Annotated in this window: 13 protein-coding genes; 10 read left to right on the top strand and 3 right to left on the bottom strand. The window is 67.9% G+C overall.

Annotated elements, in window-relative coordinates; genetic code table 11:
- Positions 1–460: 460 nt before the first annotated feature.
- On the bottom strand, positions 461–2656 hold the full coding sequence (locus tag F6X38_RS10065; protein WP_150969597.1) for a lytic transglycosylase domain-containing protein: 2196 nt from the start codon (positions 2654–2656) through the stop codon (positions 461–463).
- 282 nt (positions 2657–2938) lie between these two features.
- Between F6X38_RS10065 and dapA the strand changes: the two genes are divergently transcribed.
- Genes dapA through F6X38_RS10045 form a run of 4 tightly spaced genes read left to right on the top strand, consistent with a single transcriptional unit; the run spans position 2939 to position 5307 of the window.
- Positions 2939–3820 (top strand): 4-hydroxy-tetrahydrodipicolinate synthase, encoded by an 882-nt coding sequence (gene dapA, locus F6X38_RS10060; RefSeq protein WP_150969596.1) that lies wholly within the window; start codon positions 2939–2941, stop codon positions 3818–3820.
- Positions 3820–4293, top strand: coding sequence for an SsrA-binding protein SmpB (gene smpB / locus F6X38_RS10055; protein ID WP_150969595.1), 474 nt, complete (start codon positions 3820–3822; stop codon positions 4291–4293). Before dapA ends, smpB begins: the two co-directional genes overlap by 1 nt.
- A gap of 1 nt (position 4294) precedes the next feature.
- The gene (locus F6X38_RS10050) at positions 4295–4759 is read left to right on the top strand and encodes a DUF3828 domain-containing protein (protein ID WP_150969594.1); all 465 of its coding nucleotides are present in this window, start codon (positions 4295–4297) and stop codon (positions 4757–4759) included.
- The gene (locus F6X38_RS10045; RefSeq protein WP_150969593.1) at positions 4720–5307 is read left to right on the top strand and encodes a hypothetical protein; all 588 of its coding nucleotides are present in this window, start codon (positions 4720–4722) and stop codon (positions 5305–5307) included. The genes F6X38_RS10050 and F6X38_RS10045 overlap by 40 nt, the downstream gene beginning before the upstream one ends.
- 118 nt (positions 5308–5425) lie before the next feature.
- On the opposite strand, the gene F6X38_RS10040 is transcribed toward F6X38_RS10045, so the two are convergent.
- Positions 5426–6097 carry a uracil-DNA glycosylase gene (locus tag F6X38_RS10040; RefSeq protein WP_150969592.1) on the bottom strand — a complete coding sequence of 224 codons (672 nt, stop codon included), beginning with the start codon at positions 6095–6097 and terminating at the stop codon, positions 5426–5428.
- Positions 6098–6107: 10 nt separating this feature from the next.
- Entirely contained in the window at positions 6108–6704 is a 597-nt protein-coding gene (locus tag F6X38_RS10035; RefSeq protein WP_150969591.1) for a LabA-like NYN domain-containing protein, read from the bottom strand.
- Between the two features lie 217 nt (positions 6705–6921).
- On the opposite strand from F6X38_RS10035, the gene rpoZ reads away from it, so the two are divergent.
- The 6 genes from rpoZ (at position 6922) to acpS (ending at position 11723) form a co-directional block, all read left to right on the top strand.
- Positions 6922–7329, top strand: coding sequence for a DNA-directed RNA polymerase subunit omega (gene rpoZ / locus F6X38_RS10030; protein WP_150969590.1), 408 nt, complete (start codon positions 6922–6924; stop codon positions 7327–7329).
- Between the two features lie 108 nt (positions 7330–7437).
- A complete protein-coding gene (locus F6X38_RS10025; RefSeq protein ID WP_150969589.1) occupies positions 7438–9660 on the top strand; it encodes a RelA/SpoT family protein in 2223 nt (740 codons plus the stop codon).
- A gap of 14 nt (positions 9661–9674) precedes the next feature.
- Positions 9675–10253 (top strand): orotate phosphoribosyltransferase, encoded by a 579-nt coding sequence (gene pyrE, locus F6X38_RS10020; protein WP_150969588.1) that lies wholly within the window; start codon positions 9675–9677, stop codon positions 10251–10253.
- A gap of 18 nt (positions 10254–10271) precedes the next feature.
- On the top strand, positions 10272–10769 hold the full coding sequence (locus F6X38_RS10015) for an NUDIX hydrolase (RefSeq protein ID WP_150969587.1): 498 nt from the start codon (positions 10272–10274) through the stop codon (positions 10767–10769).
- Positions 10759–11334, top strand: coding sequence for a DUF2062 domain-containing protein (locus tag F6X38_RS10010; protein ID WP_150969586.1), 576 nt, complete (start codon positions 10759–10761; stop codon positions 11332–11334). The genes F6X38_RS10015 and F6X38_RS10010 overlap by 11 nt, the downstream gene beginning before the upstream one ends.
- Positions 11331–11723: a holo-ACP synthase gene (gene acpS / locus F6X38_RS10005; protein WP_150969585.1), complete on the top strand. Its 393-nt coding sequence runs from the start codon at positions 11331–11333 to the stop codon at positions 11721–11723. The genes F6X38_RS10010 and acpS overlap by 4 nt, the downstream gene beginning before the upstream one ends.
- The last annotated feature ends 215 nt before the right edge of the window (positions 11724–11938 follow it).

Below are 11938 nucleotides of genomic sequence, written 5' to 3'. Positions count from 1 at the left end.
GCCGAGGAACCCGAACGGCTGTGTAGCCGAGGACAATGTTCGGATCACGCCCTTGAGGCCGGAGATGCTATCCGGCCGAAGGCATGGGGGACCGCCGGGTGACGCACCGGCGGGACAAGCGTCGAAACAACTCGCGCGGGCGCCGAAGGCAGGCCGCATTGACGAGTAGCATACGTCGGAAGGCTCTGCCTTCGGCGCCCGCCGCTTCCAGGCGGCATCCACCACCGGCAAACCCCGGCCACCACGGCGCGGGTACGCGGAGGCGCGTCCAGAGATGAATGTATGGAGGCAGCCTTCTTCTCCCGGGCGGGGAGAAACGCCACGCAAGCGGACGAGGGCACCCAGCCGCAATAGCAGAGATCAGAGCCCTACGGCGCTCTCACGCAATCCCTCGGGTCACCCTCTTCCGACTCGCGAGAGGGAAGGGCGCGAACCTGCCTGAGCCGAAGACGCCCGGCCCTCAGCCCTGGCGCCCGAGCACGAGATCGCGCTCAATGTTGGATCCCGCGCCGAGGCGCATCTTGTAGACCTGATAGTTCTCCATCACGCGCTGCACGTAGTTGCGCGTTTCGGTGAACGGAATGCGCTCCACCCAGTCGACGACCTGATCCACCGACTTGCCGCGCGGGTCGCCGAATCGGTCGATCCATTCGCGCGCCCGACGCGGCCCGGCATTGTAGGCGGCGAAGGTCAGGATGTAGGAGCCGGAGAAGTTGTCGATCTGCTGGCCGAGATAGCGCGAGCCGAGCGTCGCGTTGTAGGTCACGTCCGTCGTCAGCCGCGCCTGGTTGTAGGCGAGGCCGGCCTGCTTCGCGAGCGTCTTCGCCGTCGCGGGCATGAGCTGCAGTAGGCCGAGCGCGCCGACGCCGGAGCGCGCGTCCGGCCGAAACTCCGACTCCTGCCGCGCGATGGCGTAGGCGAGCGCCTTGCCGGCCGCCGAGATGTTTGCCGTCGCCGGAATCACGCCGATCGGGAAGGCGAGGGCGGCCGCGGCGTCGATGCCCCGCACGTTCGCCTGCTTGCCGACCTTCAGCGACAGGTAGTGATTGCCGCGCCGCTCGGCCATCGAGGCCAGCATCGCGAGTTCCCCGGGGCTCGTCAGGTCGTCGGCGAGGCTCTTGTAGAGCTTCTCGGCGCGGTCGTTGAGGCCGATCTCCTCCAGCCGCCGGATGGCGCGCACCGCCTCGCGGCTCTCGAAGCGCTGGCGCTCCGCACCACTCGGCTTCGGATAGACGATGTCGTCCGGTTGCCGGCCGAGCTGCGACGCGGCGAGCTGCCCGTAATAGGTCGTCGGGTAGGTCGCGGCCTTGGCGAAGTAGCGCCCCGCATTGCCCGAACCGGAAGCCTCGGCCGTCCGACCCAGCCAGTAATAGGCGCGCGACTGCGACAGCGGACGGGGGGAAAGCTCGGCGATGCGGGCGAAGTGCTTCGCCGCGACTTGCGGATCGCGCAGGAAGCGCAGGGCGATCCAGCCGGAATGGAACTCGGCATCCGCGGCGTCTACCGCCGACTCGGCCGAATGCGCGCTCGCGACGCGATAGGCGTCCTTCGTGCGGCCGACGTCGAGGAGGTCGCGCGCCACGATGCGCCGCTCGTTCCACCAGGCGTCGGTGTCGACCAGCGAATCGGCGTCGCGCGGCGCCTTCAGCAGGATGTCGGCCGCTTCCGCTACCTTGTCCTTCTTGCGGTAGTATTCGACGGTGGCGAAGAGGTAGCCGGGATCCGAGCGCTGCGCCGCCGGCACGGCGGCAAGCAGCGCGCCAGCCTTCGCGTCGCCGCGAATCACCGCCGCCCGCGCCGCGAACAGCCTCTCCGCCCCGGCGAGGCTCTTCATCCGCTCGGCGTCCCCGACCCGCTCCTTGTACAGCAGCATGTCCATCCGCCGCTTGTGGTCGGCGCGCGTCAGGATGCTGCCGAACTGCTGCAGCAGCTTCGCTTCCGTGACCCGCTCCAGCGGCTCCTCGCGCCAGACCCGGCCGACAACGCGCTTCGCCGCGCCCGCCTGCCCGATCTCGAGTAGTGCCCGGCCGAGCGCCATCGCGCCTTCCGGCGTTTCCGGTTGGGTGTTGCCGAAGGCGTTGACGACCTCGCTGGCGGAGGGCTGCTCGCGATAGAGCGCCCGCTCGGAATTGGCGCGGAGGCGCTTCATGCCCGGCCAGCCGCGAAGTTCGGTCGCGGCCTCGGCGATTTCGGCGGCCGGCACATCGATCCCGCCGTTCAGCGCGATCGCCCATTGCAGGATGTGCCGGTCGAGCGAGCCCGGCCGCATGCCTTCGCGGATCGCGCGCGCCTTTCGCAGGTTGCCGGAGGAGACCGCCGCCATGCCGTCGGTCAGCTGCCCGGCGACGGCTTGGATACCGCTCGGGCGCGCGACGATCTGGCTGATCGAGGCGGTGAAGGCGCTGACGTCGGTGTCGACATCGGCGGGGACGGTGCGGGCGACGAGCGGGTTGCCGGCGGCCGGCGCGGGCTCGCCGAAGCGCGAGGGATCGACGGCGGGTGCGCCGGCCGTTCCAACGTTGCCGGCTGGCATCGGCCGGAAGGCGCCGAGCGCGGCCTTCGGCGCGGAAACGGTCTGCGAGTCGGCGCAGGCGCTCAAGGATGCCAACATCGTGGTCGCCAGGAGGATGCGGAACGCGGGAACTCGGGCAGTCATGGCAACCTCACAAGGCTCCGCTGGCGCGGGACCTCCGGCATGGACGCTTCGTATGGTTTCCGAACCTCTCACGAGCGCACTGAAGACATCGTAAATCCAAAGGCGCCCAGCGCATCGATCGGGCCCGTTCGGGCGGGCTTCGCGAACTTGTGACAAGGGCCGGGCGCGATTATGTTGCCGGACTTCGCGGGGGTCTCAAATTATCGTTTCCGCGGCACGATGCCCGCCCGCCGCCGCAAAGGCACGGGAAGATCCGCGCCGCGCCGGGGGAAGTGGCAGAGCATGTTCAAGGGTTCGATGACGGCGCTGGTGACGCCGTTCGATGCGTCCGGCAAGCTGGACGAGACCGCCTTCCGCGCCTTCGTGGATTGGCAGATCGCCGAAGGCACCACCGGCCTCGTCCCCGTCGGCACCACGGGCGAGTCGCCGACGCTCAGCCACGCCGAGCACAAGCGCGTCGTAGAGCTCTGCATCGAGACGGCGGACAAGCGCGTGCCGGTGATCGCCGGCGCCGGCTCCAACAACACCGCCGAAGCGATCGACCTCGGCGTCTCCGCGCAAGAAGCGGGGGCGGACGCGCTGCTCGTCGTCACGCCCTATTACAACAAGCCGACGCAGAAAGGTCTCTACGCGCATTACGCGGCGGTAGCGAAGGCGGTGTCGATCCCGATCTTCATCTACAACATCCCGCCGCGCTCGGTAATCGACATGAGCGTCGAGACCATGGCGAGTCTGGCGGCGGATTTCCCGAACATCGTCGGCGTGAAGGACGCGACGGCTAAGCTCGACCGCGTGTCCGACCAGCGCGCCGCCTGCGGACCGGATTTCATCCAGCTTTCCGGCGAGGACGCGACGGCGCTCGGCTTCAACGCTCAAGGGGGGCACGGCTGCATCTCGGTCACCGCCAATGTCGCGCCGCGGCTTTGCGCCGAGTTCCAGGCGGCCTCGCTTTCCGGCGATTTCGCGCGGGCGCTGGAACTGCAGGACCGGCTCTTCCCGCTGCACAAGGCGATCTTCATCGAGCCGGGATTGGCGGGTGCGAAGTACGCGCTCTCGAAGCTCGGCCGGGTGCGGAACGTCGTCCGCTCGCCGCTGATGACGATCGAGAAGCCGACGGAAGCGGCGATCGACGCGGCGCTCCGCCATGCGGGTCTCCTCAACTGATGGCGAAGGACACGAAAGCCGGCTCGAAGATCGCCGCGGAGAACCGCAAGGCGCGGTTCAACTATTCGATCATCGACACGCTGGAAGCCGGCCTCGTCCTCACCGGCACGGAAGTGAAGGCGCTGCGCGAGGGCAAGGCGACCATCGCCGAGTCCTACGCGACGGAGGAGGGGGGCGAACTCTGGCTCATCAACTCCTACGTGCCGGAATACCTGCAGGCCAACCGCTTCAACCACGAGCCGAAGCGGCGGCGCAAACTGCTGGTTTCGAAGAAGCAGTTGAACCGGCTCGCCGGCGCGGTGCAGCGCGAGGGCATGACGCTCGTGCCGTTAAAACTCTACTTCAACGAACGCGGCCGCGCGAAACTCGAACTCGCGCTCGCGAAGGGCAAGAACGCGCCCGACAAGCGCGAGGCCGAGAAGGAGCGCGACTGGAACCGGCAGAAGTCGCGGCTGATGAAGGAGCTTGGCTGAGATGACGACACGCAAGCTTCGCGGCGCCCTGGCGGCGGCGCTGCTGCTGCTGCCCGGAGCGGTGGCGGCGCAGGAAACGTCGACGCCGGACAAGGCGATCCTCTCGCTCTACGCCAGCTATCAGGGCGACGAGGAGCCGGACGAGCGGAAATACTTCTCGACCCAGCTTCGCGACCTCTACGACAAGGACCAAGCGAAGGCCGAGAACGGCGAGGACGGCAACCTCGACTTCGATCCGGTGATCGGCGGCCAGGACTACGAGATCAAAGACCTGAAAGTCGAGGAGCCGAAGATTAATGGCGACATCGCCATGGTCGACGTGCACTTCCGCAACTTCGACACGCCGAACCACCTGAAATACACGATGCGCAAGGAAGGCCAGACCTGGAAGGTCGACGACATCGAGTCCGTCGACGGCGACAACCCGTGGACGCTGTCGCGGATATTGGCGGGCGCATCGAACTGAAGCGAGGAGCCTTCGACTTCGCTCGCAGGGAAGTTGAAGTTGGCTGGTTTCCTGCCTGTCTGTTTCTGTCGATGATGCCGGAAAGCCGACATGGGAGCGTTGCTGTGGGCTGGCACATCCAACCTTTCATCGGCATGGGGGCGCTGCGCTTCGGCATGTCGCCTTCCGCGGTCGCAGACCTCATCGGAGCACCTGAGCGCACTCGCGCGAGGGAGAGCCGGTTGCGTGAATTCAGGGAGGTCGATCGTCCGATCCTCACTTACGACCGGACGAAGCTCGTCGAGATCGAAGCCTTCTACGACGTGCCGGCAGTGACCTACCAAAGCATGGACGTCTTCGGCGTCCCGGGCCTCGAATGCCTCCAGACACTGGAAGCTGCCAACGGCGGAGCCCTTCACAATGTCGGCGTCGTGTTGTTCGCCCAAATCGGCCTGACGTGCGGGCGCTTGGACGAGGAAACTCTCGGCGACCATTCGATCACCGCCTTTGCTCGCGGTCTATGGGACGGAAGACACGATCGTTTCAAGCCGATCACGTTCCTGCGGTGAGCAATATAACGAGAATGGTCGTCGAATGACCGCTTCCGGACAGCGTTTGGCTTCGAGGGGATGGCCTTGAAGGATCGAAACCCGGCTCCAAGCTTCGCAAGCCGATGGGGTCTCGAAACTACCCTCGCACGACTGTCGCCGCCTTTTCGAACACCGCCTCGAACATCTCCGGCGTCAGGACGCCGGTGTTCGTGTTGTAGCGGGAGCAGTGGTAGCTGGAGACGATGTGGCGGCCGGCGACGGCGTGCTCCGCGCCGTGGCGGAACGGGGCGTCCCTCAGCTTCACGCCGAGTGCGCGCAGCGTCGAGTCGTGGGCGATGCGGCCGAGCGTCACGATGACGTCCAGGTTCGGGAAGCCGTTGATCGCCGTCTTCAGGTATTGTCGGCAGGTGTTGATCTCGGCCGGCGTCGGCTTGTTCTCCGGCGGCACGCAGCGGACCGCGTTGACGATCGCGGTCTCGCGGAGTTCCAGCCCGTCGTCCACCCGCGCGGCGAAGCGGTCGTTCGCGAAGCCGAACTTCGCCAGCGTCGCGTAGAGGAGGTCGCCGGCATAGTCGCCGGTGAAGGGGCGGCCGGTGCGGTTCGCGCCGCGAAGGCCGGGCGCGAGGCCGATCACCGCCAGCTTCACCGCCGCCGCGCCGCCGGGTGGCAGGAAGGCCGGCACCGGCGCGTTGTGCCAGGAGGGCTCCTTCGCTGCCCAAGTCTCGCGGAACTCGACGAGGCGCGGGCAGAGCGGGCAGTCGCGCGGCGGTTCTTCGACGTCGTGGCGCGGGAAGAGGGCGGCGTCCAAGGCGGCGGCCTCAGTAGCCGTCGTCGCCCTCCGGTTCCGGAGCCGGCTCCATGCGGCGCGCGAGGCGGGCGTCGCGCTCGGCCTGGCTGCGGCCGACCTCGGCCTTCAGCGAGGCGAGGTCGATGAAGTGATCGGCCTGGCGGCGAAGGTCGTCCGCGACCATCGGCGGCTGCGTGGTCAGCGTCGAGACGACGGAGACCTTGCGGCCCCGGCGCTGCAGCGCCTCCACCAGCGAGCGGAAGTCGCCGTCGCCGGAGAAGATCACGAAGTGGTCGACGGTCTCGATCAGCTCCATCGCGTCGACCGCCAGCTCGATGTCCATGTTGCCCTTGATCTTCCGGCGACCGGCGGCGTCGGTGAACTCCTTGGCCGGCTTCGTCACGACCCGGTAGCCGTTGTAGTCCAGCCAGTCGATCAGCGGGCGGATGGAGGAGTACTCCTGATCCTCGACCAGCGCCGTGTAGTAGTAGGCGCGCAGGAGGTAGCCGCGCTTCTGGAAGGCGGTCAGAAGCTTCTTGTAGTCGATGTCGAAGGCGAGGTTCCGGGACGTGGCGTAGAGGTTGGCGCCGTCGATGAAGAGGGCGATCTTCTCGCGGGGGTCGAACATCGATGAAAATCCTTCGTGAGCGGGCGACGGGCGCGTCCGCCTTGCAATGGCGACTGAAACAACCCGCGTCGCTGTCGCGAGTCCGGGTCTCCCGAGACATAAGGGCTCGGACCGGCGAAGCCAACACTCGCGCCCGCGCCTCGCTCTTGTATGGCCGGCGTCAAGAGGTTATGTCGTCGCCTCAGAACCCCGTATTGCAAGTATTTTGGAGACAGGGATGGCCCGCGTCACCGTCGAGGATTGCGTCGACAAGATCGAGAACCGCTTCGAGCTCGTGCTCCTCGCCAGCCATCGCGCCCGGCAGATCGCGCAGGGCCAGCCGATCGTGGTGGACCGCGACAACGACAAGAACCCCGTCGTGGCACTGCGCGAGATCGCCGACGAGAAGCTGACGCCGGGCGACCTGAAGGAAGACCTGATCCACTCGCTGCAGAAGCATGTCGAGGTCGACGAGCCGGAAGCGCCGAGCCAGCCGCAGCCGGCGATCGCCGAGGACGCCGCCACCCCGGCGGCGGCGGGCGCCGCGGACGACGACGACAACATCGCCTTCGACCGGATGAGCGAGGACGAGCTTCTCGCCGGCATCGAAGGCCTCGTCGCGCCGGAAAAGAACGACGACTACTGATTGGTGCGTCTTTCGGGCTTCCCGTTCGAAGCCCGGGATTCTTATATTGGCGGGGCGTCCGGTGATTTGCCGGGCGCCCTTCTTCTTTGGTGATCGGCCGACCCTGGCATGATGCGACAGTACGAGCTCGTCGAGCGGGTGGCGAGCTACAAGCCCGACGTCGACGAGGCTCTGCTGAACCGGGCCTACGTCTACGCCATGCAGAAGCACGGCGCGCAGACGCGCGTGAACGGCGACCCGTACTTCTCGCATCCGCTGGAAGTCGCGGCGATCCTCACCAACATGCGCCTCGACGAGGCGACCATCGCGACGGCGCTGCTCCACGACACGATCGAGGACACGGACGCGACGCGGAAAGAGATCGACCAGCATTTCGGCGACCGCATCGGCCAGCTCGTCGAAGGGCTGACGAAGCTGAAGCGGCTCGACCTCGTGTCGAAGAAAGCCGAGCAGGCGGAGAACCTTCGCAAGCTGCTTCTCGCCATCGCGGCCGACGTGCGGGTGCTCCTCGTCAAGCTCGCCGACCGCCTGCACAACATGCGCACGCTCCAGCACATGCGGCCCGAGAAGCGCCTCGCCATCGCGCAGGAGACGATGGACATCTACGCGCCGCTCGCCGGGCGCATGGGCATGCAGGACATGCGCGACGAGCTGGAGGACCTCGCCTTCCGCTACGTGAACGCCGACGCCTACGCCACCGTGACGGAGCGGCTGGCGGAACTGCGCGAGAAGCATGCCCCGACCATCGCGAAGATCGAGACCGATCTCACCGAGCGGCTGCGCGAGATGGGCATCGAGGCCGGCGTGAAGGGCCGGCAGAAGAAGCCCTATTCGGTGTTCTCGAAGATGCAGCGGAAAGCCCTGTCGCTGGAGCAGCTTTCCGACATCTTCGGCTTCCGCGTCATCGTCGCCAGCGAGGACGACTGCTACCGGACGCTCGGCATCGTCCATCGCACCTGGCCGATGGTGCCGGGCCGGTTCAAGGACTACATCTCGACCCCGAAGCAGAACGACTATCGCTCGCTGCACACGACGATCGTCGGCCCGTCGCACCAGCGCGTCGAGCTGCAGATCCGCACCCGCGACATGCACCAGATCGCCGAGCTCGGCGTCGCCGCCCACACGATCTACAAGGACGGCGTGCCGGTGCGCGTCGGCTCGGACGGCAAGACCGTGCTCTCGAAGGAGAGCAACGCCTATGCCTGGCTGCGCCGCACGATCGAGCAGCTCGCCGAGGGCGACAATCCGGAAGAGTTCCTGGAGCATACCAAGCTCGAACTCTTTCAGGACCAGGTCTTCTGCTTCACGCCGAAGGGGCGGCTGATCGCGCTGCCGCGCGGCGCGACGCCGATCGACTTCGCCTACGCCGTCCACACCGATGTCGGCGACACCTGCGTCGGCGCGAAGATCGACGGGCGGATGATGCCGATCGCGACCGAGCTGCAGAACGGCGACGAGGTCGAGATCGTCCGCTCGAAGGGCGCGGCGCCGCCCTCGGCCTGGGAAACGGTCGCCGTCACCGGCAAGGCGCGCGCCGCCATCCGCAAGGCCACGCGCATCGCCATCCGCCGGCAATATGCCGGGCTCGGTCAGCAGATGCTGACGCGCTCGTTCCAGCGCTCCGGCAAGACCTTCTCGCGCGACGCGCTGAAGCCTTATCTCGCGAAGATCGGCCACAAGGACGTCGAGGAGGCGCTGGCCGCCGTCGGGCGCGGCGAGGTCTCGACCGCCGACGTGCTGCGCGCCGTCCACCCGGACTTCCAGGACAGCCGCGTGACGAAGCCGGTGCCGCGCGACGCCGAGGACGGCTGGTTCCACCTCCATTCGGCGCAGGGCATGATCTTCCGCATCCCGACCATCGCCGAGGCCGAAAAGGCCGGCCGCTCGCTGCCGATCCGGGGCGCCGGCGTCGACACGCCGGTGCGGTTCGGGCCGGACGGCGCGGTGCCGGGCGACCGGATCGTCGGGATCATGGAGCCGGGGAAGGGGATCACGATCTACCCGATCCAGTCGCCGGCGCTGGCGGCGTTCGACGACCGGCCGGAACGCTGGGTGGACGTGCGCTGGGATCTCGACGTCGACTCGGGCGCGCGCTTCCCGGCCCGCATCCAGGTCTCGGTGACGAACGAGCCCGGCACGCTGGCCGAGGTGGCGGAGACGATCGCCGCCAACGACGCTAACATACACAACCTTTCCATGGTGAAGCCGGCGCCGGACATCACGGCGATGATGATCGATCTCGAGGTCTGGGATCTGGCGCACCTGACGCGCACCCTGAACCAGCTTCGAAGCAAACCCTGCGTCTCGCAGGCGCAGCGAATGAACGGGTAAACGGAAGGTCGGGAATGAACCGCGACGAGGTGATCGAGATCTTCCGGCAGGCGGGCGGCTATCTCGAAGGGCATTTCATCCTGACCTCGGGCCTGCGCAGCCCGGTCTTCCTGCAGAAGGCGCGCGTCTTCATGCATGCCGACCTCACCGAGAAGCTGTGCCGGGCGCTGGCGGAACGCATTTCGGAGAAGGTCGCGGGGCCGATAGAGACACTCGTCGGGCCGGCGGTCGGCGGCATCATCCCGGCCTACGAGACCTCGCGGCACCTGAAGGTGCCGGCCGTCTGGGTCGAGCGGGAAGGCGGCGAGTTCCGCCTGCGCCGTTTCGAACTCCAGCCCGGCGCGCGGGTGGTCGTGGTGGAGGATATCGTGACCACCGGCCTGTCGATCCGCGAGACCGTCGCCTGCCTGCGCGCGCTCGGCGCCGAGGTGCTAGCGGCGGCCTGCATCATCGACCGCTCCGCCGGCAAGGCCGATGTCGGCGTGCCGCTGGTGGCCCTCGCCGAATACGAGGTGCCGGCCTACCCGGCGGATGCCCTGCCGCCGGAACTCGCCGCAATTCCGCCGGTGAAGCCCGGTAGCCGGGGGCTGTAGTCCCGAACCCGGAAGCCGATGAACGACGCGCCGACCGCAGCCGCAGCCGACTGGCGACGCGCCATCGCGACGGCGCACGATTTCGTCGGGGCGAAGCTCGCGCTGTTCATCGGGTCGGAACTCCTGATCTATCGGCGCGACCGGAAGCCCGGCATTCCGCATCCGGGTTGCTGGGATCTGGCCGGCGGTGGCCGGGAGGGCGACGAGACGCCGTTCGCATGCGCCGCGCGCGAACTCATCGAGGAGTTCGCCCTGCGGATCGAGCCGGCGCATGTCGTCTGGGCGCGCGCCTATCCGAGCGTCACGGTGCCGTCGTCGCGCGCGTGGTTCCTTGCCGGACGGCTGCCGGCGGCTGCGTCGAGTGCGATCCGCTTCGGCGACGAGGGGGAGGAATGGCGTCTGGCCGAGCCGGGGATTTTCCTCGGCGACGACGAGGCGGTTCCCTATCTGAAGGACCGGCTCGGCGACTATATCGAAGCCGAAGGCAAGGGTCTGGCGGGTGTGAATGCTGTTTAAGCGCCGCGTGAAGCCGACGTGGAGGGAGCGGGTCCGCATCTGGCTCTGGCCGCGGCGGTCGTGGAAGCGCTCGCTGCGCTATCTCGGCAAACGCGTGCTGCGGCTGAACGCGACGCCGCACGCGATCGCGGCCGGCGTCGCAGCCGGCATGTTCTCCACCTTCACGCCCTTCGTCGGCTTCCATTTCCTGATCGCCTTCGCCATCGCCTACCTCATCGCCGGCAACATGGCGGCGGCGGCGATCGGCTGCGGCGCCGGCAACCCGCTGACCTTCGGGCCGATCTGGGCCTCGACCTACGAGATGGGGCGGTGGATGCTGGGGTCCGGGAACACCACCGGCGCGCCGGCCGGTCTTGCCCACGCGCTCACCCACGCCGAGCTTTCCGACATCTGGCAGCCGATCATCAAGCCGATGCTGATCGGCTCGGTGCCGCTCGGCCTCGGCTTCGCACTTGTGACCTACGGGCTCGTCTACGTCGCGGCGCGTTCCTTCCAGCGGCACCGCGCCCGGCGCATCGCCGCCAGCCGGCGCACGACCCTCGCAACGCCGCAGGGCGCTCGATGATCGTCGGCATCGGCTCGGACCTCATCGATATCCGCCGGATCGAGCGGACGCTGGAGCGCCACGGCGCGCGCTTCACGGCGCGCGTGTTCACCGAGATCGAGCAGCGGAAGTCGGACCGGCGCAGAGAGCGCGCCGCCTCCTACGCCAAGCGCTTCGCCGCGAAGGAGGCCTGCGCCAAGGCGCTCGGCACCGGCCTTTCGCACGGCGTGTTCTGGCGCGACATGGGCGTCGTAAACCTGCCCAGCGGCGCGCCGACCATGCGGCTCACCGGCGGCGCGCTGGAGCGGTTGCGGATGATCGTGCCGGCGGGCATGGAACCGCGCATCCATCTCACCATCACCGACGATCATCCCCTGGCGCAGGCCTTCGTGGTGATCGAGGCGGTCTAGGGCCGGTCAGGCAAGTCGCCGGCGGAGGGGCGACGAGGGATTTTTCGTCGTTCGCAAGGCGCCGGACGCAGTCGATGCCGGCGGCATCGGCGATGCCCGGCAACGCCGCGACGGCGGAAAAGCACCGCCGGGCCGACCCGAGCGGGTTGTCTGACCGGCCCTGGCCGCGATAGCGCGATTGCCCGACTTCTTCCGAACCGTTACTAAGCGCTGCC

Source organism: Plantimonas leprariae, from assembly GCF_008802405.1.
Lineage (GTDB): Bacteria > Pseudomonadota > Alphaproteobacteria > Rhizobiales > Rhizobiaceae > Plantimonas > Plantimonas leprariae.
The sequence above is the reverse complement of the archived record's forward strand: the minus strand, read 5'-3'. Positions and strand labels throughout refer to the sequence as shown.